This window comes from Nocardia sp. FBN12 (assembly GCF_054031145.1).
The window spans coordinates 3,505,572-3,528,152 of record NZ_CM132926.1 but is presented as its reverse complement, the minus strand read 5'-3'; the positions used below and the strand labels follow the sequence as shown (position 1 = coordinate 3,528,152).

The window sequence follows — 22,581 nt, the reverse complement described above, 5'->3', positions numbered from 1 at the left end:
TCACCCGGGCTCAGCGTAACGGGGTGTCGAGGTTCCTGACGGGCTCGCCGCCGACGCGATCGTCACCAACAGGTTCATCGACCAGGCGATCGGGTTGGAGAGCGCGCCGTAGTCGCCGGTTCCTCGGTTTCGGCCGACGGAATGTGTCGGACCCCGGTGGCACACTCGCGGGCATGGCGGAAACCAGTGTGCCGTTTCGGGTTCGGATTCCAATTCGGGTGTCCGATCTCGACCCGCAATTGCACGTCACCGGTGCGGCGTATCAGCAGTTCGCTGATCACGCGCGGTTTGCGTGTGTGACCGAGGCGGGGGTCTCGGTGCCGGACTTGCTGGCGGCGGGGGTGGGGCCGGTCAATCTCGAACTGAACGTTCGCTATCTGCGCGAGTTACGCGCGAACGAGACGGTCGAGGTCGACTGCCGCTGGGAGTGGGGGCAGGGCAAGACCTATCGGGTGGAGCACACACTCACCAGGGACGACGGGGAGGTCGCCGCGACGGTGTCCTATGTGAGCGGCCTGCTCGACCTACGAGCGCGCAAGTTGATTCCGGATCCGGCGCGAGTCTGGGCCGAGCACGCACGCGATCCCGTGTTGCTCGGGTTGCCACCACGACCGGCGTGACGCTCGTGTCGTTGGTCGGCCGCGACCGGGAGATGCTCTAGACTTTCGAACAACTGTTCGTGTCTTCGAAGGGGTGGCCGGTGCGGGTGATGGGCGTCGATCCCGGGCTCACCCGGTGCGGGCTCAGCATGGTCGACAGTGGGCCGGGGCGGAAGGTGGTCGCCCTCGATGTGGGGGTGGTGCGGACACCGCCGGAGGCCGAGTTGGCGTTGCGGTTGATGGCTGTGGCGGATGCCGCCGAGGAGTGGATGGACACCCATCGGCCCGAGGCTGTCGCGATCGAGCGAGTGTTCGCGCAGCACAACGTGCGGACGGCGATGGGAACCGCGCAGGCCGGTGGGGTGATCGCGCTGGCCGCGGCACGGCGCGGGATCCGGGTGGCCTTTCATACGCCCAGCGAGGTGAAAGCGGCCGTCACCGGCAACGGTACGGCGGACAAAGCGCAGGTCACCGCGATGGTGACGCGGATTCTCGGTTTGCAGGTCGCGCCGAAACCCGCGGATGCCGCCGACGCGCTCGCCCTGGCGATCTGTCATTGTTGGCGGGCGCCGCTGATGGACCGGATGGCGGCCGCGCAGGCACAGGCGGACGAGGTCCGCCGCCGCTACGAACAACGGCTCGCCGAACAACGGAAGGTGGTGCGCGGGTGATCGCGTCGGTACGCGGTGAGGTACTCGAGATCGCGCTCGATCATGTGGTAATCGAGGCCGCGGGTGTCGGCTACCGCCTCAATGCCACTCCGGCGACCCTCGCCGGGCTCACCCGCGGCGAGCAGACCCGCCTGTACACCGCGATGATCGTGCGCGAGGACTCGATGACGCTGTTCGGGTTCGCCGACACCGAAGCCCGCGAACTGTTCGCGCTGTTGCAGACCGTGTCCGGCGTCGGCCCACGGCTGGCCATGGCGGTGCTGGCCGTGCTCGAACCCGAAGCGCTGCGAAAAGCGCTGGCCGAGAGCAACGTCGCCGCCCTGACCCGCGTGCCCGGCATCGGCAAACGCGGTGCCGAGCGGATGGTCGTCGAACTGCGCGACAAGGTGAACCAGGTGGCTGTTCCCACCGGTCCGCCCGGCGCGCAAACACCGAGTACGCCTGTGCGTGAACAGGTTTGCGAGGCGCTCATCGGCCTCGGGTTCCCCGCGAAGCAGGCCGAACAGGCCGTCGATGCCGTCCTTGGCGACCAGCCGGCCGCCACCACCTCGGTCGCCTTGCGTGCCGCGCTCGGCCTGCTCGGCAAGAACAGGTAGACCGTGGACTCCGCCTCCGACTTCGACAGCTTCGACGAGACCGACGAATCCGACCTCACCGCCCGGTATCTCAGCACCGACGGCGAAGCGGAGACGGGCCTTCGCCCGACCTCACTCGACGAATTCATCGGCCAGCCCCGCGTGCGCGAACAGCTCGCACTTGTCCTGCGCGGCGCCCGCCAACGTGGTGCCACCCCCGACCACGTCCTGTTGTCGGGCCCGCCGGGACTCGGCAAGACCAGCATGGCGATGATCATCGCGGGCGAACTCGGCACCGCCCTGCGCATCACCTCGGGACCGGCACTGGAACGCGCGGGCGACCTCGCCGCCATGCTGTCCAACCTGGTCGAAGGCGATGTCCTGTTCATCGACGAGATCCACCGGATGGCCCGCCCGGCCGAGGAAATGCTCTACCTGGCGATGGAGGACTTCCGGGTCGACGTGGTGGTCGGCAAGGGTCCAGGCGCGACCTCGATCCCGCTCGACATCGCCCCGTTCACCCTGGTCGGCGCCACCACCCGGTCGGGTGCGCTCACCGGCCCGCTGCGCGATCGCTTCGGCTTCACCGGGCACATGGACTTCTACGACCCCGCCGAACTACTGCAGATCCTCACCCGCTCGGCCCGCATCCTCGGCGTGCAGATCGACCACGACGCCGCCGCCGAAGTCGCCGGACGTTCTCGCGGCACCCCGCGCATCGCCAACCGGCTGCTGCGCCGGGTACGCGACTACGCCGAGGTCAGGGCGGACGGCATCATCACCCACCCCATCGCGATGGCGGCGCTCGAGGTCTACGACGTCGACGCACTCGGCCTCGACCGCCTCGACCGTGCCGTTCTCGGTGCGCTCGTGCGGGGATTCGGTGGGGGACCGGTGGGCGTATCGACCCTGGCCGTCGCCGTCGGCGAGGAATCGGCGACCGTGGAAGAGGTCTGTGAGCCGTTCCTCGTCCGCGCGGGACTCGTCGCCCGCACACCCCGCGGCCGGGTCGCGACCGCGGGCGCCTGGGAACACCTCGGCCTGGTGCCACCGCCCGATCTGGTCATCGGCGCCATCGAAGTGCGTGGCCGCGAACCACAGCCGAGCGCCGACCGCTACGAGTGAGCGCGCGCCGCTCCGGGCGGGCGCGGCACCGCAACGTCGTCTACTGTCGATTCGGTGGCAGTCCTAGAGGTGGTGCAACGACTCCCCGAGCCGTTGCGTTCCCTGCTCCTGAAGCACCGGGAACTCCTGAAATTCGCCGTGGTCGGCGCGATCACCTGGTTCATCGACACCGGCGTGGTGTACGCGGTGAAACTGACCGTGCTCGGCGACAAGCCGCTCACCGCGCGGCTGCTGGGTGCGCTGATCGCGACCATCGCGTCCTACATCCTCAACCGCGAGTGGTCGTTCCGCGCACGCGGCGGCAGGCAGCGCAGTCACGAGGCCGCGCTGTTCTTCACGGTGAGCGCGCTGGGCATCGCGGTTACCATGATCCCGCAGGCCCTGTCGCTCTACGTGCTGAATCTGCGTGTGCCGCACGTGGATCCGACGGTGCAGATGGTCGCCAACTTCATCTCGGGCCAGATCCTCGGCGTCCTGCTGGCCATGGCGTTCCGCTTCTGGGCCTTCCGCCGCTACGTCTTCCCCGACGACCTGCGCGAAGCCGAACTCCACAGCATCCAGGGATAGGGAGACGGGTGCCACTACCGCGGCGTAGCCGCCCATCGCGGCCGAGAACCCGCGGCACCAGCCGCCAATATCACAGCCGGCGCTCGGGGTGTTCCATGGCGGTGATCACGAGGTCGATGAAGGCGTCTACTTCTTCTCGGGAGTAGCCGCGGGTGCCGAGGCGGGTGTCGGTGAAGCGGACACTGCGCACATCGGAGGTAGTGAGGCTGCCCGGCCCGTTGTGGGCCAGGGTGGCCGCGACCAGGTCGAGGAAGGCGTCGACCTCTTCCTCGTGGTAGCCGCGCCGACCGACAGCGGACTGGGTGAAGCGCATGCGGTGCACGTCGTCGGGGGTGAGCAGCTCGGCGACATCGTCGCCCGCGCGCGCCGCCGGAACGGGAGCGCCGCCCTTCTGGCGATGTTCGAGCTCGGTCCGCACCCGGTCGAGGAAGTCGTCGACCTGGTCGGCCTGGTACCCGCGACCGCCGAAACGCGGTGCGCCGAAGTGCACGTGGCGGATGTCGTCGGCGGTGAGTCCACCCTGCCCGTCGAGGGTGGCCGACACCTTTTCCAGGAAGGCGTCGACCTCGTCCGCGTGATAACCGCGATGCCCCAGGGTCGGCATGGCGAAGTGGGTGCGGCTCACATCGTCGGGCGTCACAGCGGTCATTGTCTCAGGATTGCCCTTCTATCCCACGGCTTTTCGTTATCGGGCAGCGGCGCGCACGCCATCGATGAACAGCCGCCGCACGGCGTGACTGTACACCGCCATCGACGCGGGATCAGGTGTTCGCATACCCGCGACCAGCCCCGCGACGATCATGCCGAGTGCCGCCTTCGCGGTGTTGGCGGTATCGATGTCGGCGCGCAGATAGCCGACACGCACACCGTGATCGAGGTAGCGCGTCATGAGGATCTCGGTGGCGTCGACGAGGCCGTACACCCGCTCGGTGAGTTCGTCGTCGATGCCGGTGGCGTGGAACAGCAACAGATGGGCTGTGCGCGGATCGTCGAGCAGGACGCGGTTGAGTGAATCGCTGATCCGGTCGATCAGTGCGGCGTATTCCTCGATGGTGGCGGCGCTTTCGGGCACCATGTCGTTGTCGAGCGCGCCGAAGATGCGCCCGCTCACCTCGTCGATGACATGGTCGATGATGTCGCGCTTGTTGGCGAAATAGCGGTAGAAGGTGCCGTGCCCGATGCCGAGGCGCGTGGCGATATCGGCGATTCCGGTGGCGTGATAGCCCTTCTCGGCGAAGCAGTCGAACGCGGTATCGATGATCTCCCTGCGCAATTCGGCTTTGCGCTGGTCGATTCGCGAGAGTGGCTTCGTCACATTGACGATGTTACAGTCGATGTAATCAGAATGACATGTCATTCTCACGATGGAGGTTCGGCGTGGTTCCTCAGCTCGACGCGATTGTGGTCGGAGCGGGTTTCGGTGGCATCGGTGCCGGTATCGAACTCGACCGGCTCGGGTTGCGCGATTTCGTCATCCTCGAGCGGGAGGACGATCTCGGCGGCACCTGGCATGTGAACAGGTATCCGGGTCTGGCGGTCGACATCGCCTCGGTGACCTACTCCTATTCCTTCGAGCCGAACCCGTCGTGGTCCAGGCTGTTCGCGCCGGGCGCCGAGCTGAAGGAATACGCCGAGCGCGTGGCGGACAAATACGACCTGCGCAGGCGGATGCGGTTCGGGACCGTCGTCGACGGCGCTCGCTGGGATGCGGAGAACCAGCAGTGGGTGGTCTCGATCGCCGGTGGTGAGACGCTGACCGCGCGCTATCTGCTCGCGGCGACCGGGTTCCTGTCCCAGCCCTACACCCCGCCGTTCCCCGGCATCGAGTCTTTCGCGGGCAAGATCATCCACACCACCGACTGGGACGCCGACTACGACCTGACCGGCCGCAAGGCCGCCGTTATCGGCACCGGTGCCACGGCGGTGCAGCTGGTGCCCGAGGTCGCGAAGCAGGTCGACGAACTGACCGTGTTCCAGCGGACCCCGATCTGGGTGGTACCCAAGGTCGACACGCCGATTCCGGGGGTGGTGCAGGAACTGTTCGACAGAGTTCCGCTCACGCAGAAGGCCGCTCGGCTGGTCAACACCGGCATGCTCGAAGCGCTGATGGTCGTCGGCGTGCTGCACTACCGGCAGGCCAAACCGCTGAATCAGGCGGCCGCGCTGCTGGCGAAGGCGCATCTGTTCGCGCAGGTGCGCGACGCCGAGACCAGGGCGAAGCTCACCCCGCACTACGACTTCGGCTGCAAGCGCCCGACGTTCTCCAACACCTACTTCAAGACGTTCAACCAACCGCACGTGCGGCTGGAAACGAACTCGATCGACCATGTGGAATCCGACGGCATCGTTACCGCCGACGGCCACAAGACCGAGATCGATACTCTGCTGCTGGCCACCGGCTTCAACCTGTGGGACGTGAACTTCCCGGCAATCGAGATCGTCGGCCGCGACGGCGTGAATCTCGGAAAGTTCTGGCGCGACAACCGTTTTCAGGCCTACGAGGGCATCACCGTGCCCAAGTTCCCCAACTTCCTCAGCCTCAACAGCCCCTACTCCTACAGCGGGCTGTCGTACTTCACCACCATCGAAGCGCAGATGAAGCACATGGGCCGGTTGTTCACCGAGATGTTCCGCCGCGGCGAGCAGACCTTCGAGGTGACCGAAGCGGCCAACGCCGAGTTCCTCGACCGGATGACCGACAAGCTGGGTTCCTCGGTCTTCTACGGCGGCGACTGCGCCACCGCGCGCAGTTACTACTTCAACCAGCACGGTGAAGCGGCGTTGCTGCGCCCGACCAGCACCGCCGCCGCGCACCGCGAGGCTGTCACCTTCCCGCTCGACGATTACACCTACGGTCGTGCCGTCTGAGTCCCCATTTCACGTGCGCGTCGGTGTCCGGTGTGTCGCCGCGGCGGGGAACTGGCAGACTGTCAGGCGTACTTGCACGTCCACCACTGACTAGGGACTGACTTCGACGATGGACTTCCTGTTTCCGCTGCTGATCCTGGCCCTGCTCGTGCCGATGTTCTTCGGTATCCGCAAACAGAAGCGGGAGGCCGAGAAGGTCTCGACGATGCAGGAGGCCTTGAAGGTCGGTGACGCTGTCGTCACCACCTCGGGTCTGTACGGCACCGTCGTCGACCTCGACGAGAACACTGTCGACCTGGAGATCGCCGAAGATGTGGTCACCACCTGGCTGCGCCAGGCGATCCGCGAGGTGCGCGCCGACGAGCAGACGGTCGAACAGACCCCCGAGGTCACCGACGCCACCGACGCCCCCGTCGAGGAAGTCGTGGAGCAGACCGAGACCCGGCTGACCAAGGACTGACCAGTCCCTTTTCCCGCCCGGGCGCACTGGCGTTCCGGGCCGGGCACCGTTGTGCCCACCGATCCAGCCTCGACTTCCGCCTAGGAGATGACCTGCTGTGCCACCTTCCCAAGGATCGGCGCATCCGTTCCGGCTGCTCGGCGTCTACGCCGCGCTGCTGGCCGTGATCTACGCGCTGGTGTTCTTCACCGGTGACCATTCCCCGTCGGCCAAGCTCGGCATCGACCTGCAGGGCGGTACCCGCGTCACCTTGACCGCGCGTACCCCCGACGGCAACAAGCCGAGCCAGGAGAGCCTGAAGAAGGCGCAGGAGATCATCGACAGCCGTGTCAACGGTCTCGGTGTTCTCGGCTCCGAGGTGGTCATCGACGGTGACAACCTGGTCATCACGGTGCCCGGCGAGGACAGCCAGCAGGCACGCGCGCTGGCCACCACCGCCAAGCTCTACATCCGTCCGGTGCTCTTCGCGACCCAGCCGCAGGCAGGCGGCGCGGCTCCGCCCGCGACCGGCACCGCGCCGCCGGGCGGCACCGCGCCCACGGGGGCCACCGACACCCCGGCGCCGGTGCCCGGCGAAGCGACCCCGCCCGCCGAGGGCGTGACCCCGCCCGCCGAGGGGGCGACGACCCCGGCGCCGCAGTCGCGCGTGTTCCCCGCGCAGGCACCGCCGACCCCGACGCCGACTCCGGCGCCCGGTGGTCTCACCTACCAGCAGCAGCAGGCCAAGGAGATCGCCGACGCCAAGGCATTGCGGCAGAGCACCGATCAGCAGGTGCAGCAGGTCGCCATGGCGGCGATGGACTGCACCAAGCCAGATCCGCTGGCCGGTAACGACGACCCGACCCTGCCGCTGGTCACCTGCTCGCAGGACGGCACCGAGGTGTTCCTGCTCGGCCCGAGCCGCATCGATGGCCAGGAGATCGCCGACGCGACCTCCGGCCTGAACTCGCAGCAGGCCCGGCACGAGGTGAATCTCGAGTTCAAATCCGGCGGCGCCGACGCCTGGTCGAAGCTGACCGGTGAGTACGTCAACAAGCGGGTCGCGTTCGTGCTCGACTCGAAGGTCGTCAGCGCGCCGCAGGTGCAGCAGGGTCCGCAGCTGGGTGGTCGCACCTCGATCTCGGGCAGCTTCACCGCCGACAGCGCGTCCGAGCTGGCCAACACCCTGAAGTACGGCTCGCTGCCGCTGTCGTTCCAGACTTCGGAAGCGGAGACGGTCTCGGCGACGCTGGGTCTTTCCTCGCTGAAGGCGGGTCTGCTCGCCGGCGCGATCGGCCTGATCGCGGTGCTGCTGTACTGCCTGCTGGTGTACCGGATGCTGGGCCTGCTGGCCGGATTCTCGCTGATCGCGGCCGGTGTCGCCGTGTACGGCATCATCGTGCTGCTCGGGCGGTGGATCGGCTTCACCCTCGACCTCGCCGGTATCGCCGGTCTGATCATCGGTATCGGTCTGACGGCCGACTCGTTCGTGGTGTTCTTCGAACGCATCAAGGACGAGATGCGGGAAGGCCGCAGCTTCCGCTCGGCGGTGCCGCGCGGTTGGCAGCGCGCCCAGCGCACCAACCTGTCCGGTAAGACGGTCAGCTTGATCGCCTCGGTCGTGCTGTACCTGCTCGCCGCCGGTCAGGTGAAGGGCTTCGCCTTCACCCTCGGTGTCACCACTGTCCTCGACGTGATCGTGCTGTACCTGGTCACCGCACCGCTGCTGATGCTCGCCGCGCGCTCGCCGTTCTGGGCGAAGCCGTCGGTGAACGGACTCGGCTCGGTTCAGCAGATCGCCAGGGAACGCGGCCAGGCCAGGTCGAAGGAGATGTCACGATGAGTAACGACAACCCCACCGAGGAATCGGTGAACCTGGACAAGTACGAGTCCGTACAGGGCCCGAAGCACGGGTTCTTCGAACGTCTCTACACCGGCACCGGCGGCTTCCCGATCGTCAGCAGGCGCAAGTTCTTCTACACCCTGTCTGCGGTGCTGCTGCTGGTCTCGCTGCTCAGTATCGCGGTGCGCGGTTTCACCCTCGGTATCGACTTCGAGGGTGGCTCGCGCATCCAGATCCCCGCGGCCGAGGGCGTCAGCACCCAGCAGGTGGAAGACGTCTACGCCCAAGCGCTCGGCCACGGGCCGGTCGCGGTGCAGAAGGTCGGGTCGGGTGCCTCGGCCACCATCCAGGTGCGTTCGGAAACCCTGAATCTGGAACAGATCGAACAGGTCCAGACCGCGCTCTACGATGAATTCCAGCCCAAGGACTCGTCCGGGCAGGTGACCCGCAACGCCATCAGCATCGCCGAGATCAGCGAGACCTGGGGTGGCGAGATCACCCAGAAGGCGTTGATCGCGCTGGCGGTGTTCGTGTTGTTGACGATGGTGTACATCGCCATCCGATTCGAACGGGACATGTCCATCGCGGCGATCGTGTCGCTGTTCTTCAACCTGTTCGTGACGGCGGGTATCTACTCGCTGGTCGGGTTCGAGGTGACACCGGCCGCGGTGATCGGTCTGCTCACGATTCTGGGTTACGTGCTCTACGACAACGTGGTGGTCTTCGACAAGGTCGAGGAGAACACCCGCGGCGTGCTGCACCTGAACAAACGCACTTACGCCGAACAGGCCAACCTGGCCGCCAACCAGACGCTCATGCGCTCGATCAGCACCACCGTCATCGGCATCCTGCCGATCATCGGCATGCTGGTGATCGCGGTGTGGCTGCTCGGGGTCGGCACGCTCAAGGACCTCGCGCTGGTGCAGCTGGTCGGCATGATCGTCGGTGCCTACTCCTCGATCTTCCTCGCCGTTCCGGTGCTGGTCTCGATCAAGGAACGCTGGGGTCCGGTGGCCGCGCACACCAAGAAGGTCCTGGACAAGCGTGCGGGAGTCGGTGTGGGCGCTCGGGTTCCGGTGGGCGCGACGGCTGCCCGTGGTCCGCGACCGACCGACAGCGGTGCGCCGCGGCCCGGTTCGCGGCCGAGCGGGAAGCGTCAGAAGAGAAGGCACTGACGACCGACTAGCAGGGGGTCCCATCATGCGACGCAGCACGATTCGACTGATCACCGTGCTCGCCACGGCGGCGGTGACCACCTCCGTGGTGGCCGGGTGCTCCACCAAGAACCAGGTGCCTTCCATCGGTTACGCGGTCGACGCCGCGGTGGCCAGCTACAACGGCGCGAGCACGCTCGGCGCCAGTAGCGGTGCGGCCGCGGTGTTCGGCCGGGTACTGACCGGGTTCTTCTACACCGGACCCGACGGTCAGCAGGTGGCCGACACCGACGTCGGCACGGCCAAGGAGGTGCCGGGCGAGACCCAGACGGTGCAGTACCGGCTCAACCCGGACGGGGTGTACTCCGACGGGGTGAAGACCTCCTGCGACGATCTGGTGCTGGCGTGGTCGGCGCGCTCGGGCAAGTACACCCGGCCCGGCGACCGCGGGCCGGTCTCGATGTTCGACGCCGCGAGCACTGTGGGCTACGACGAGATCGAGCGGATCGACTGTCAGCCGGGCTCCAAGGACGCCACTGTGGTCTTCCGGCCGGGCAAGCACTACCTGCCGTGGCGGACGCTGTTCACCGCGGCCGAGATGATGCCCGCGCATGTGGTGGCGCAGGCGGTCGGTGTGCCGAACGTGGTGAACGCCTTGCAAACCGGCGACGGACAGGTGATCGGCCGGATCGCCGACTTCTGGAACACCGGCTGGACGGTGAAGTCCGGGGCGCTCGACCTGACGAAGTTCCCGTCATCGGGGCCGTATCGGATCGAATCCTTCAGCGCGAAGGACGGTTTGGTGCTGGTCGCCAACGAGAAGTGGTGGGGTGACGCGCCCGAGACGAAGCGGATCGTGGTGTGGCCGAAGGGCACCGACTTCGCCGCCAAGGCCGCGGAGAACGCGCTCGGGGTCGTCGATCTCGGGGCCGGGTCGGTCGCGGATCTGAAGCTCGACGGTTTCGACGAGCAGACGGTGCCGAGCCGCAGCGCCGAACAGCTCGTGCTCGCCACCGGTGGAGTGTTCTCGCGGGTGGAGGTGCGCCGGGCGTTCGCGCAGTGTGTGCCGCGCCAGGCGCTGTTCGACAGCCTGGGGAAGGCGGGCGAGCCCGCGAAGCACGGGCTCGGTGCGGGTGTGCTGAATGCCCATGTGGTGCAGCAGGATTCGCTGTACTACCCGGCGGTGACCGGCGGAGCCGAGCGGTATCCCGGCGCCGATATTCCGGCGGCCACCGCGACCCTGGCGTCCTCGGGCACGGCGCAGCCGACAGTGCGGATCGGGTACCAGGGGCCGGATGCGCGCCGGGCGCAGACCGTGGCGATGATCGCCGAATCCTGCCGTGGAGCGGGCATTACGGTGGTCGACGCGGGTGCGCCCGACTTCACGCCGGTGAAGCTCGGGGAGGGTGCGGTCGACGCGATACTCGGCGGAACCGGCGCGGTGCCGGGGCCGGCGGGGTCGAGCGCGGGTGTTGTCGCGTTCGCCGCGTTGCGGGCCGGTAGCGGACTCGATTTCGGTGGCTTTGCTAACGGTCGCTACGATGCGATCACCGATCAGCTTGCGGGCGAGACGAACTCGACCGCGACGCTGAACCTGCTCACCGAGGCCGAGAACCTGCTGTGGGCGCAGCTGCCGAGCATTCCGTTGTTCGCGACGCCGCGCATCATCGCCTTCGGCAACGGCATGCAGAACGGGATCGCCGGGCCGACCCAGGCCGGGACCGGGTGGAACATGGATCGCTGGGTGTTGCAGCGATGAGTGCACGTGATGAAAGAGGGTTGATGAGTAAGCACGCGGTGGTCGAGTCCGACGATCAGGCCAGTGAGCGCACCGCCGAGGCGGCGGACGCGGTCACCCGGCTGACCCGTTGGCACGACGACTTCCCCACGCCGGGTGTGCGTTTCGCCGATCTCACCCCGGTCTTCGCCGACGCCGCCGGGTTCCGCGCGGTGATCGACTGCTTCGCCGCGCTCGCGCCCGAGGCTGATCTCGTGGCCGGTGTCGACGCCCGCGGCTTCCTGCTCGGAGCCGGTGTCGCGGCGGCCCTCGGCACCGGCGTGCTCGCCATCCGCAAGGGTGGCAAGCTCCCGCCGCCGGTCGTCTCGCGCGAGTACAAGCTCGAATACGGTTCCGCCGCACTGGAAATCCCCGCCAACGGTGTGGAGCTCGAAGGCAAGCGCATCCTGCTGCTCGACGACGTCCTCGCCACCGGTGGCACCCTCGCCGCCGCCGCCGCGCTGTTCAAAGAGGTCGGCGCCGAGGTGGTCGCCGCCGCCGTGGTGCTGGAACTCGAGTTCCTGAAGGGCCGCGAGCACCAGGGTGACTACCCGGTGACCTCGATCGTCAAGCTCTGACTCAGCGCGCTGCCCGCAACATCTGCCACAGTGTCGGTCCGCCCGGGATCTGCAGTTCGCCGGTCACGACGAAGCCGAACCGCTCGTAGTACGGGACGTTGACCGGGTTGCTGGATTCCAGGTAGGCGGCTGCGTGATCGGCGTCGACGCGGTCGAGTCTGCTGTGGAGCAGGGCGTGCCCGTAGCCCTTGCCCCGGACATCGGGAGCCGAGCCGCGCATCGCCAGGTACCAGTGTGGTTCGGCCGGATGGTTCTTCTTGAGCAGGTCGCCGACCTGTTTGCCGGCCAGGGTGCGGCGGCCGAGCGCGCGCCAGATCCCCGGCAGTGTGCGCAGTTCGGTCAGCGGCGACGGGTCCGGATGGTTCGGCGGGGTCCACAGGGCGGCACCGCCGACACTGTCGTCCGGGCGCAGTGCGAGGTCGGCGGCGCCGGCCGGGAAGAAGATATGGCGCGCCACCGTGGCGAAGAACCGGGGCAGGCCGGCGGCTCGGCGGTCCGGGTCCGGCAGGATCCAGCTCATCACCGGGTCGTGCTGGAACGCCGCGGCCAGCGTCTGGGCTGCCCCGTCGACGTCGCGCCCGGCGGCCTTGCGCACCACGATCGTCGCCATCGCACTCCTTCGGTCCGGTTCGCCCGCGAGATGGCGACTCGCGTCCAGGCTAGCGTTTTCATGACGGGGGTCACAGGAGGACAAAAAGGGGTGGCGCGTCGGGGCGGCTCGGTGTTATCAATGAAGGGTCTTGTTCCCGGCGATCGGAGTCACGCGTTGATTTCTTGAGGTAGCGCTCTCGGACGGTCCGCATTCTGCGCACCGTGTTTCCGTCGCACCTCAAGGGGATCCGCATGACCTCTCTTTCTTTTTCCGATCTCACTTTTCACTGGCCGGATGGCACCGCTGTTTTCGACGGGCTCGATGCTGTCGTCGGTCCCGGTCAGATCGGTCTCGTCGGCAGCAACGGCGCCGGGAAATCGACGCTGTTGCGGCTGGTCGCCGGTGAACTGAAGCCGGTGCGTGGGTCGATCTCCGTGCCGGGCAGTCTCGGTTATCTCCGGCAGGACCTAGGCATGCAGACCGGACAGCGAGTCGACGCGGTGCTCGGTATCGCCGAGGTACGCAACGCGCTGCACCGCATCGAAAGTGGCACCGGCGAGCCCGCTGACTTCGACACCGTCGGCATGTCCTGGCAGGTCGAGGACGAGGCTGTCGCACTGCTCGGCAAGCTCGGGCTCGACTATGTCGCCGGTTCGGTCGAGGACCTGGACCGCACCCTGGACACCCTCTCCGGTGGCGAAACCGTGCTGCTCGGCCTGGTCGCCGAGCTCCTGCGCGAACCCGACGTGCTGTTGCTCGACGAACCGACCAACAACCTCGACGCGGTCGCTCGCGGGCGGCTCTACGAGGTGATCCGGCAGTTCGCCGGCACCGTGATCGTGGTCAGCCACGATCGCGAACTGCTCGACCGGATGGACGGCATCGCCGAACTGCGCGCGGGTGAAATCCGTTCCTTCGGTGGTGGTTTCAGCGACTACGAGCGGATCATCGAGGCGGAGCAGGAGGCGGCGCGCGCGGCCGTGCGTGATGCGCGCAGCGATGTGCGCAAGCAGGCGCGCGAACTCGTCGACGCGCGAACGAAACTGGACCGGCGGGCGCGCTTCGCGCAGAAGATGCAGGACAACAAACGGGTGCCGAAAATCGTTGCGGGACTGCGTAAGAACGCCGCCGAGGTGTCGGCGGGCAAACTGCGCAACTCCCACATCGACAAACTCGACTCCGCCCGCGAAACTCTCGACCACGCCGAGGAATCGGTGCGCGCGGACCGGGAGATCCGGGTCGAGCTCCCCGGCACGCGGCTGTATCCGGGCCAGGATGTGCTCGATCTGCAGCAGGTCGAGCTGGCCAACGGGCCGGTGGTCGACCTGCGCGTGAGCGGACCCGAACGGATCGCGTTGACCGGCCGCAACGGGGCGGGCAAAACCACCCTGCTGCGCCGGATCGTCGCCGAGGAGCCCAAGGTGTCGTGGCGGTTGCTCCCGCAGCGACTCGATGTCTTCGACGAAACGCGGACGGTGTTCGAGAACGTCGCCGCTGCCGCGCCACACGCGACACCCGAACAGATCCGTGGCCAGCTGGCCCGCTTCCTGTTCCGTGGCACCGACGCCGACATCACCGCCGCCGCCCTCTCCGGCGGAGAACGATTGCGCGCCGCCCTGGCCACGCTATTGCTCGCCGAACCGGCTCCCCGGCTACTGATGCTCGACGAACCCACCAACAACCTCGACCTCCCCAGCCTGGCCCACCTCACCCAGGCGCTGGCGAGTTTCGAGGGTGCGCTGATCGTGGTGAGCCACGACGAGCGCTTCCTCGACGACATCGGCGTCACCCGCAGGCTGGAGCTGACCCCCGACGGCTTGGTCGAAGACGGCCTGGCGCCTACCGCCCAGCACGTGCGGCCCGGAGCACCGCGCCCGGATGCCGGAGCAGATTCGGGCCCAGCCACACCGCCACCGCGGTGAGCGCGAGCCAGGGCCGCAGATGGGGGCGCAACCGCCGGATGCGACCGTCGGGATCGAGGTCGAGCACCATCGCCTCGGTCATCCGAAAAGGGCCGAATCTGGCTTCGCCCAACAGGACTCGGGTGTCGCCGGTGCCGAGGGTGTCGGTCCACCGCAGATCGCTGACTGCTCGATAGACGAGGGTGAGCAGCGGGGCGAGGTCGGTTCGGCCACGGAAGACGAGCCGACCCGACACCGGTGAGAGGAGTTCGGCATCGTCGGTCAAGGTGCCGAGCAAAGTATTCCTCGGCATCACCCGCTTCGAGGATCTGCGTCGCGACCTCGGTATCGCGTCCAACGTGCTGACCGACCGGCTGCGCACGCTGCGCGACCACGAGATCGTGGAAAGCTGCGTGTACCAGGAGAATCCGACCCGCACCGAGTATGTACTCACTGATCGTGGTCGCGATCTCTATCCGATCCTGACCATGCTGCTGGCCTGGGGTGATCGCTGGCTGGCCGGTGATGAAGGGGTGCCGCTGTTGGTGGTCCACCGCGACTGTGGTCGGGTGACCGAGGGTGTGGTCGTCTGCAAGGAGTGTGCCACCCCGCTTGCCTCGGACAACGTCACGTGGCATCCGGGTCCCGGCGGTAGGCCTGGTCCCGGCGTCGGCCTCGTCGCTACGCGCTTGACGCCACTGTCGGACGGCCGTTGCCCCTGACGGGTGCGCCCAGGGTGAATCTGCCCGGGCGCCTTGACGATCGTTGTTTTGGTTGGATAGACTAAAACAACGATAACGCGAGAGGGAGTGGTTCGGATGGGGTACGGGAGCTGGGACGACACCGCCTACCGGGCGGGGAAGACCTTTCGGGCGCGGCAGGGGGTGGACGATTTCGGGTACACGGCCGAGATGCGGGCCAAGCCGTATGACACGTGGTGCGCGCATCCGTTGCTGGATCCGTTCGGGGTCGGTAAGCGGGAGTGCCGGGATTCGGCCGAGCACGGGAATTCGCTGCCGGTGGCCGTGCTGTTCGATGTGACCGGGTCGATGGGGCGGGTGCCGCGGATCATGCAGGACAAGCTCGGGAAACTGCACGGGCTGTTGAAGAACAAGGGATATGCCCAGGATCCGCAGATCCTGTTCGGCGCGATCGGTGATGCCGATACCGATCGGGTGCCGCTGCAGGTCGGGCAGTTCGAATCCGACAATCGGATGGACGAACAGCTGCGGGCGATTCTGCTCGAAGGTGGCGGCGGTGGTCAGAAGTCCGAAAGTTACGAACTGGCTGCCGATTTCATGGCCGAGCATGTGGCGACGGATGCCTGGGACAAGCGCGGAAAGAAAGGGTATCTGTTCCTGATCGGCGACGAGTTGAACAAACCTCGCCTGGCCGCGCGGCACATCAGGGCGGTGGTCGGTGATCATGTGCGGCGCGATGTGTCGGTCGAGTCGATCTATCGCGAACTCGAGCGGCGGTGGCACGTGTACTACATTCTGCCGAATCAGTCCTCCTACTACCGGGATCCGGAAATCGCCGAGCACTGGCGGGAACTGCTGGGGCAGAACTTCCTGAAACTCGACGACCCAGGCGCGGTCTGCGAACTCATCGCGCTGACCATCGGATTGGGGGAGGACCGCGTGGATCTCGATACCGGGCTGGCCGATTTGCGCGATGTCGGGTCGGGTGACGAGGCGGACGCGGTCGGGCGGGCGCTCGGTTCGAAGCCAGGGCGGACCATGCGCGCCTTGCCGCCCGGTCGTTGAGATCGAAAGAGCAAGGAGCACTGCGATGTTCGGTGCGGATCACCTCATCGTTGTCGATCTGGGATTCGGTGACGCGGGCAAAGGCGCGACGGTCGACTGGTTGTGTTCGGCCGAGGCCGATCTCGGGGTGGCGGCCGTCGTGCGGTTCAACGGCGGTGCGCAGGCGGCGCACAATGTCGTGGCCGACGGTCGCCACCACACCTTCGCGCAGTTCGGATCGGGGACCTTCTCCGGGGTCTCGACCCTGCTGTCGCGGCACATGCTGGTCGAGCCGATCGCGCTCGCCGCCGAATCCGAACAGCTGGCCGGGCTCGGCGTTCGGGACCCGCTCGGACTGCTCGCCGTCGACGGGCGCGCCCTGCTGACCACCCCGATCCACATCGCCGCGAACCGTGCCCGCGAGGACGCGAGGGGTTCTTCGCGGCACGGTTCCTGCGGACGTGGCATCGGCGAAACAGCGTGGTACGCACTCGAACACGACGCACCGACGGTGGCTGACTGCCGCGCGCCCGCCGTGTTACGTGCCAAGCTGGATCGGCTTGCCGCGCACTACGACAGTCTCGTCGGGCCCAGCGCGCACGGCTACGAATCGATCGACACACTGGTGGCGATGTACGGCGATTTCGCGCGCGCCGTGCGTGTCACCGGCGCGGACGAACTCGCGAGGTCGGCACGCGCGGGGCGATTGGTGTTCGAAGGTGCGCAGGGCGTGCTGCTCGACGAGTGGCGTGGCCTGCACCCGCACACCACCTGGTCGACAGTCGAGCCGCGCAACGCACGCGCCATGATCCGCGAAATCGGGGGAACCGCAGCCGTTCTGGGCGTCACCCGCACCTATTCGACCCGGCACGGCGCCGGTCCGCTACCGACCGAGGCGCCGCTCCGAATTCCCGAGCCGCACAACGGAACCGGGCAGTATCAGGGCGCGTTCCGGCAAGGGCACATGGATCCGATCCTGTTGCGCTACGCCATCGACGTATGTGGCGGGATCGACGGGTTGGTCGTGAACCACCTCGACGTGCCCGCAACGCTGTGTGCCGCACAGGCATACGACACGCCCGCGGGAAGGCTGACCGAGCTCGTTCCCGGCCGGTGGCGTGATCTCGAGCACCAGCAGCGACTGACCGAGCGACTCGCCGACGCGACACCGGTTCTCGTGCCGATAGACGACGACCCGGCGACGTGGCTGGCCGAGCGGTTGCTGGTGCCGGTGGTGCTGACCGGCCACGGTCCGGATCGGCGCGACCGCAGACCCTGGCCGAATCGCGATGCGTCCACTGGGCGTCCCGAACGGACGCGAAGGCCCGGTGAACTCGTCGAGGAGGGAACAATCGGGGCGTCCGTATCGTGAACCACGGTACCGGTCAGTGACCGACGCACTGCGCTCGAGACAGTGCACGGCGCTCGAGGCAGGATGGGACGACGTGGAGCAATCCGTTGTGTCGATCGATGTGGTGACATTGCGGTGCTGGGATGCCGACAACGGCGTTCGCATCGGCATCGCACCCCGCGAATTCGAGCCGTTCACCGGCGAACTCGCGCTACCCGGTGTGCTGCTGGGCCGCGGCGAACGTCTCGTCGACGCCGCCAGACGGGCCGTCCACACCAAACTCGGGATACCGGCCGAGGTGATCGGCGCTGTCGGTCAGCTCGTCACCTTCGATGAACCGCATCGCGACCCGCGCGGCCCGACCCTGGCCATCGCGATGTGGGCCGTGGTCGCCGAACACGAGGGGCCCGCCGAGTGGGTGGGCTTCGACGAGGTCCCGCCGCTGGCGTTCGACCACAATCGGATCGTCGAGACCAGCCGTGGTTTGCTGGCCGGGCTGCTCTGGAAGGACGCGACGCTCACCCGAGCACTGGCGGGCGACGAGTTCCCGGCCACCCGCGCGGTCGACCTCAGTACGTCCCTCAACGGCGCCCGCCCGGACCCGGCCAACCTCAACCGCACGCTCGCCGCGATTCCCGGCCTCGGCCGGACCGGTGAACGTCGCCGGGTGAAGGCCACCGGACGGCCGGCCGTGGTGTGGGCGTTCGGCATCGACGAGGACTGAGCAGCGCACGGAGTTCCGACTCTGCTCGATGCCGCCATCGGTGAGATCGCCGGTAGGCAGCAGCATTTCGACGCGCGCGCCGAGGCGGCGAAAGGTGGATCGGAGTTCGCGGCTCGACCTGTGGTTCGCGGGTTGTTCAGCGAGGCGTCCGTTGCGTGCGGAGCCGATGAAACGTCGATGAACACCGTCGCGCCGGTCTCGCCGCAACGGCATGAATCCCTCATCGTGAGGGGTATGCGCGAGATGTCGGCTCCGGCGAAAGTGCTTGTCGCGCTGGTCACCGCGTTGGTGACGATTCCGCTGGTGGGGTCGGCCGCCGGGTCGGTGGCGGCGTTCGACGATGTAGGGGCGACGGTTGACGCGGCGGGGGAGTTCGGGACGCCGCGGCGTGGGGTCGGCGCGGTGGTGAACAAAGCCGTCGTCATCGGGATCGACGGGTTGATGTTCGACAAGGCCGACACAGTGCAGGCCCCGCGCTTGCGGCACCTCGCCGCGCAGGGGCTGCTGTCGCAAGGCAACATCGCCGGGCACATCACCATTTCCGGGCCGTCGTGGGCGAGCGCGCTGACCGGGGTGTGGGACACCGAGCACGGGATCACCGACAACGAATTCGACGCGAGCCCGTTCCTGGCGCACCCGAGCGTGTTCACCCGGATCGAACGGGCCGACCCCGCCCGGCACACGGTCTCCATCGGCACCTGGCACCAGATCGCGACGATCGCCGCCACCGGCGACCGTCGCGCCGACCTCGCCCTCACCACCGCACCGGTCGCCGACGACCCCGACGAGTCGGCCACCGATGCCGCCACCACCACCGAAGTGGTGTCCTCGATCGAGCGTTCCGGACCCGATCTGCTGTTCACCCACCTCGACCAGATCGACCTGGCAGGCCACCAGCACGGCGGTGCCTCCCGTGCCTACCTGGCCGCGATTCGCCGGGTGGACGCGTTGGTAGGCCAGATCGTCGCCGCGGTCGACCGCCGCGCGGAAGCCAACCCCCGCGAACAGTGGACCATCCTGGTCACCACCGACCACGGCCACCTCCCGACCGGCGGCCACGGCGGCCAGACCGCCGCCGAAACCGCCAACTTCGTCATCGCCCGCGGCCCCGATTTCACCCCGGGAACGGTGACCAGCGCCCACACCCTCGTGGACATCACCCCCACCGTTCTCGACCTCCTCGCCGCCCCGCCCGGCCGCCTCGACGGCCACAGCCTCCGCGCCCGACCAACCCACGCCGACGACCGCTGACCGGTTCGTCGCCCCCACGCACTCGTTCTCATCAGAGATCCCGCGACACGCGCCGGAACAGAACCGCCGATCACGCCAGGACCTGGGTAACTCGTCGGGGACGTCCAAAACCCGTTGAACACCTATCCGCGGGCCCGCGAACTCACTACGCTGCCCGGGAACGACCGGCAGAAACCGCGGAGAGGCGGATTAGCCGCAGGCCTGTGACCCCGGTGACTCGAACACCAGGTCGGTACGAGGACTAAAGTGAGGACCTGGGCGGTTGCCGCACTCGGCCGACAAGGTCCGAATGCAGCGTGAGAGGTGGTGGCATGACTCGACAACTGGGCGAGGCGAAGGTTGGGCAGGAATCCACCGGCGCCACGCCGAGCCAGGGTGCCTCGGCGACGCCCCCCGAAACCGCCAAGCAGTCTCCCACCGCCTCGGTGCCCAGCTCGGCGTCGCGGCGGGTGCGTGCGCGGCTCGCTCGGCGGATGACCGGGCAGCGCGGGATCGCGGCGGTCAAGCCGGTGCTCGAACCCCTCGCCACCGTCCACCGCGAGCTGTACCCGAAGGCCAACCTCGGCCTGCTCCAGCGCGCCTTCGATGTCGCCGACGAGCGCCACGCCAAGCAGTTCCGCAAGTCGGGTGACCCGTACATCACGCACCCCCTCGCGGTCGCCAACATCCTCGCCGAACTCGGTATGGACACAACGACCCTGGTCGCGGCGTTGCTGCACGACACCGTCGAGGACACCGGCTACTCGCTGGAGCAGCTCAAGGAAGAGTTCGGCCAGGAAGTCGCCCACCTCGTCGACGGCGTCACCAAGCTCGACAAGGTCAACCTGGGCGCGGCCGCCGAGGCCGAGACCATCCGCAAGATGATCATTGCCATGGCGCGCGACCCGCGTGTGCTGGTGATCAAGGTCGCCGACCGGTTGCACAACATGCGCACCATGCGTTTCCTGCCGCCGGAGAAACAAGCCAAGAAGGCCAAGGAGACCCTCGAGGTGATCGCGCCGCTGGCGCATCGCCTCGGCATGGCCACCGTCAAATGGGAGCTGGAGGACCTCGCCTTCGCGATCCTGCACCCCAAGAAATACGACGAGATCGTGCGCCTGGTCGCCGACCGGGCGCCCTCGCGTGACACCTACCTGGCGAAGGTGCGCGCGGAGATCACCAACACCCTGGCCGCGTCGCGGATCAACGCGATCGTCGAAGGCAGGCCCAAGCACTACTGGTCGATCTACCAGAAGATGATCGTCAAGGGCAAAGACTTCGACGACATCCATGACCTGGTCGGCATGCGCATCCTGTGCGAGGAAGTGCGTGACTGCTACGCCGCGGTCGGCGTCGTGCACTCGCTGTGGCAGCCGATGGCGGGCCGGTTCAAGGACTACATCGCCCAGCCGCGCTACGGCGTCTACCAATCACTGCACACCACGGTGGTCGGCCCCGACGGCAAGCCCCTCGAGGTGCAGATCCGCACCCAGGACATGCACCGGACGGCCGAGTTCGGCATCGCCGCGCACTGGCGGTACAAGGAGACCAAGGGCAAGCACTCCGGTGACGCCGCCGAAGTCGACGACATGGCATGGATGCGTCAGCTGCTCGACTGGCAGCGAGAGGCCGCCGATCCCGCCGAGTTCCTGGAATCCCTGCGCTTCGACCTGAAGTCGCCGGAGATCTTCGTGTTCACGCCCAAGGGCGATGTGATCACGCTGCCGCAGAAGTCCACCCCGGTCGACTTCGCGTACGCCGTGCACACCGAGGTCGGGCACAAGTGCATCGGCGCGCGGGTGAACGGGCGCCTCGTCGCGCTGGAACGGCAGCTGGAGAACGGCGAAGTCATCGAGGTGTTCACCTCCAAGGCGCAGAACGCGGGACCAAGCCGCGACTGGCAGAAGTTCGTGGTCTCCCCGCGCGCGAAAGCCAAGATTCGCCAGTGGTTTGCCAAGGAACGGCGCGAGGAAGCCCTCGAGAGCGGCAAGGAGCAGATCTCCAAGGAAGTCCGTCGCGTCGGGCTGCCGTTGCAGCGGTTGATGAGCGTCGAGGCGATGACCGCGGTCGCGCACGAGCTGCACTACAGCGACATCTCCACCCTCTACACCGCCGTCGGCGAGCACCAGGTGTCGGCGCATCACGTGGTGCAGCGGCTCATGGCCCAGCTCGGCGGCATCGGCGATGTCGAGAACGAGCTGGCCGAGCGGTCGACACCGTCGACCACGCCAGCCCGTCAACGGGTCACCGGTGATGCAGGCGTGCTCATCCCCGGTGCGCCGGGGACAGTCGCGAAGCTGGCCAAATGCTGCACACCGGTACCGGGCGACGAGATCATGGGCTTCGTGACCCGTGGTGGCGCGGTGAGCGTGCACCGCACCGACTGCACCAACGCCGATTCGCTGCAGGAGCAATCGGAGCGGATCATCGAGGTCGAATGGGCGCCGTCGCCCTCGTCGGTGTTCCTGGTCGCGATCCAGATCGAAGCACTCGACCGCACCCGATTGCTCTCCGATGTGACCAAGGTGCTGGCCGACGAGAAGGTCAATATCCTGTCCGCTTCGGTGGCCACCCACGGCGACCGCGTCGCGATCAGCAAGTTCACCTTCGAAATGGGCGACCCCAAGCATCTCGGTCACCTGCTCAATGTGGTGCGCAACGTCGAAGGTGTCTACGACGTGTACCGGGTGACCTCCGCCGCCTGATCTCGGTCAACGGCCCGGGCCTCCTCGCGAGGAGGCCCGGGCCGTTGACCGTGCAGGTGATCGCCGAGAGTTTGCTGGCTGCATGGGGTTTGCTGGGGGCAGTGAAAGGGCCGATTAGGGCAGCGGTTGGGTTACCC

General features: G+C 67.5%; 22 protein-coding genes. 18 read left to right on the top strand and 4 right to left on the bottom strand.

Features of this window, described 5'->3' with window-relative positions; genetic code table 11:
* Window positions 1-173: 173 nt before the first annotated feature.
* The 5 genes from ACWZHB_RS16985 to ACWZHB_RS16965 all read left to right on the top strand — a co-directional run bounded on the left by ACWZHB_RS16985 (window position 174) and on the right by ACWZHB_RS16965 (window position 3,537).
* Window positions 174-620 carry an acyl-CoA thioesterase gene (locus ACWZHB_RS16985; protein ID WP_427908897.1) on the top strand — a complete coding sequence of 149 codons (447 nt, stop codon included), beginning with the start codon at window positions 174-176 and terminating at the stop codon, window positions 618-620.
* A gap of 80 nt (window positions 621-700) precedes the next feature.
* Entirely contained in the window at window positions 701-1,270 is a 570-nt protein-coding gene (ruvC, locus tag ACWZHB_RS16980; RefSeq protein WP_378902897.1) for a crossover junction endodeoxyribonuclease RuvC, read from the top strand.
* Window positions 1,267-1,866, top strand: coding sequence for a Holliday junction branch migration protein RuvA (ruvA, locus tag ACWZHB_RS16975; RefSeq protein WP_427908896.1), 600 nt, complete (start codon window positions 1,267-1,269; stop codon window positions 1,864-1,866). The genes ruvC and ruvA overlap by 4 nt, the downstream gene beginning before the upstream one ends.
* Before the next feature lie 3 nt (window positions 1,867-1,869).
* Window positions 1,870-2,970, top strand: coding sequence for a Holliday junction branch migration DNA helicase RuvB (gene ruvB / locus ACWZHB_RS16970; protein WP_427908895.1), 1,101 nt, complete (start codon window positions 1,870-1,872; stop codon window positions 2,968-2,970).
* A 54-nt stretch (window positions 2,971-3,024) separates the two neighbouring features.
* Window positions 3,025-3,537 carry a GtrA family protein gene (locus ACWZHB_RS16965; protein ID WP_266290661.1) on the top strand — a complete coding sequence of 171 codons (513 nt, stop codon included), beginning with the start codon at window positions 3,025-3,027 and terminating at the stop codon, window positions 3,535-3,537.
* A 70-nt stretch (window positions 3,538-3,607) separates the two neighbouring features.
* Here the strand turns inward: ACWZHB_RS16965 and ACWZHB_RS16960 are convergent, their stop codons facing one another.
* Window positions 3,608-4,186, bottom strand: a complete 579-nt coding sequence (locus ACWZHB_RS16960; protein ID WP_427908894.1) for a DivIVA domain-containing protein — start codon at window positions 4,184-4,186, stop codon at window positions 3,608-3,610.
* 36 nt (window positions 4,187-4,222) lie between these two features.
* Window positions 4,223-4,852 carry a TetR/AcrR family transcriptional regulator gene (locus tag ACWZHB_RS16955; RefSeq protein ID WP_427908893.1) on the bottom strand — a complete coding sequence of 210 codons (630 nt, stop codon included), beginning with the start codon at window positions 4,850-4,852 and terminating at the stop codon, window positions 4,223-4,225.
* 62 nt (window positions 4,853-4,914) lie between these two features.
* Between ACWZHB_RS16955 and ACWZHB_RS16950 the strand changes: the two genes are divergently transcribed.
* From ACWZHB_RS16950 to ACWZHB_RS16925, 6 genes are all read left to right on the top strand, one after another.
* Entirely contained in the window at window positions 4,915-6,405 is a 1,491-nt protein-coding gene (locus tag ACWZHB_RS16950) for a flavin-containing monooxygenase (protein WP_427908892.1), read from the top strand.
* A gap of 109 nt (window positions 6,406-6,514) precedes the next feature.
* Window positions 6,515-6,865, top strand: a complete 351-nt coding sequence (yajC, locus tag ACWZHB_RS16945; RefSeq protein WP_427908891.1) for a preprotein translocase subunit YajC — start codon at window positions 6,515-6,517, stop codon at window positions 6,863-6,865.
* Window positions 6,866-6,962: 97 nt separating this feature from the next.
* Window positions 6,963-8,687, top strand: coding sequence for a protein translocase subunit SecD (gene secD / locus ACWZHB_RS16940; protein ID WP_427908890.1), 1,725 nt, complete (start codon window positions 6,963-6,965; stop codon window positions 8,685-8,687).
* Window positions 8,684-9,862: a protein translocase subunit SecF gene (gene secF, locus ACWZHB_RS16935; RefSeq protein ID WP_427908889.1), complete on the top strand. Its 1,179-nt coding sequence runs from the start codon at window positions 8,684-8,686 to the stop codon at window positions 9,860-9,862. The genes secD and secF overlap by 4 nt, the downstream gene beginning before the upstream one ends.
* Before the next feature lie 25 nt (window positions 9,863-9,887).
* The gene (locus tag ACWZHB_RS16930) at window positions 9,888-11,600 is read left to right on the top strand and encodes an ABC transporter substrate-binding protein (RefSeq protein WP_427908888.1); all 1,713 of its coding nucleotides are present in this window, start codon (window positions 9,888-9,890) and stop codon (window positions 11,598-11,600) included.
* A gap of 23 nt (window positions 11,601-11,623) precedes the next feature.
* Window positions 11,624-12,196, top strand: a complete 573-nt coding sequence (locus ACWZHB_RS16925) for an adenine phosphoribosyltransferase (RefSeq protein ID WP_427908887.1) — start codon at window positions 11,624-11,626, stop codon at window positions 12,194-12,196.
* Between the two features lies 1 nt (window position 12,197).
* Here ACWZHB_RS16925 and ACWZHB_RS16920 read toward each other — a convergent pair whose 3' ends face one another.
* Window positions 12,198-12,806 carry a GNAT family N-acetyltransferase gene (locus tag ACWZHB_RS16920; RefSeq protein WP_427908886.1) on the bottom strand — a complete coding sequence of 203 codons (609 nt, stop codon included), beginning with the start codon at window positions 12,804-12,806 and terminating at the stop codon, window positions 12,198-12,200.
* Between the two features lie 233 nt (window positions 12,807-13,039).
* Between ACWZHB_RS16920 and ACWZHB_RS16915 the strand changes: the two genes are divergently transcribed.
* Entirely contained in the window at window positions 13,040-14,710 is a 1,671-nt protein-coding gene (locus ACWZHB_RS16915; RefSeq protein WP_427908885.1) for an ABC-F family ATP-binding cassette domain-containing protein, read from the top strand.
* Here ACWZHB_RS16915 and ACWZHB_RS16910 read toward each other — a convergent pair.
* On the bottom strand, window positions 14,628-14,975 hold the full coding sequence (locus ACWZHB_RS16910) for a nuclear transport factor 2-like protein (protein WP_427908884.1): 348 nt from the start codon (window positions 14,973-14,975) through the stop codon (window positions 14,628-14,630). The two genes, ACWZHB_RS16915 and ACWZHB_RS16910, sit on opposite strands and share 83 nt — an antisense overlap.
* A 1-nt stretch (window position 14,976) precedes the next feature.
* Here ACWZHB_RS16910 and ACWZHB_RS16905 point away from each other — a divergent pair, with 1 nt between their 5' ends.
* The 6 genes from ACWZHB_RS16905 (at window position 14,977) to ACWZHB_RS16880 (ending at window position 22,444) form a co-directional block, all read left to right on the top strand.
* Window positions 14,977-15,411, top strand: a complete 435-nt coding sequence (locus ACWZHB_RS16905; RefSeq protein ID WP_427908883.1) for a winged helix-turn-helix transcriptional regulator — start codon at window positions 14,977-14,979, stop codon at window positions 15,409-15,411.
* Window positions 15,412-15,507: 96 nt separating this feature from the next.
* Window positions 15,508-16,455, top strand: coding sequence for a hypothetical protein (locus ACWZHB_RS16900; RefSeq protein WP_427908882.1), 948 nt, complete (start codon window positions 15,508-15,510; stop codon window positions 16,453-16,455).
* Window positions 16,456-16,480: 25 nt separating this feature from the next.
* Window positions 16,481-17,806: an adenylosuccinate synthetase gene (locus ACWZHB_RS16895; RefSeq protein ID WP_427908881.1), complete on the top strand. Its 1,326-nt coding sequence runs from the start codon at window positions 16,481-16,483 to the stop codon at window positions 17,804-17,806.
* A 73-nt stretch (window positions 17,807-17,879) separates the two neighbouring features.
* Complete coding sequence (locus tag ACWZHB_RS16890) at window positions 17,880-18,509, top strand: NUDIX domain-containing protein (protein ID WP_427908880.1); 630 nt, start codon at window positions 17,880-17,882, stop codon at window positions 18,507-18,509.
* 234 nt (window positions 18,510-18,743) lie between these two features.
* Window positions 18,744-19,760 (top strand): alkaline phosphatase family protein, encoded by a 1,017-nt coding sequence (locus tag ACWZHB_RS16885; RefSeq protein ID WP_427908879.1) that lies wholly within the window; start codon window positions 18,744-18,746, stop codon window positions 19,758-19,760.
* A 311-nt stretch (window positions 19,761-20,071) separates the two neighbouring features.
* Window positions 20,072-22,444, top strand: a complete 2,373-nt coding sequence (locus ACWZHB_RS16880) for a RelA/SpoT family protein (protein ID WP_427908878.1) — start codon at window positions 20,072-20,074, stop codon at window positions 22,442-22,444.
* Window positions 22,445-22,581: the final 137 nt, after the last annotated feature.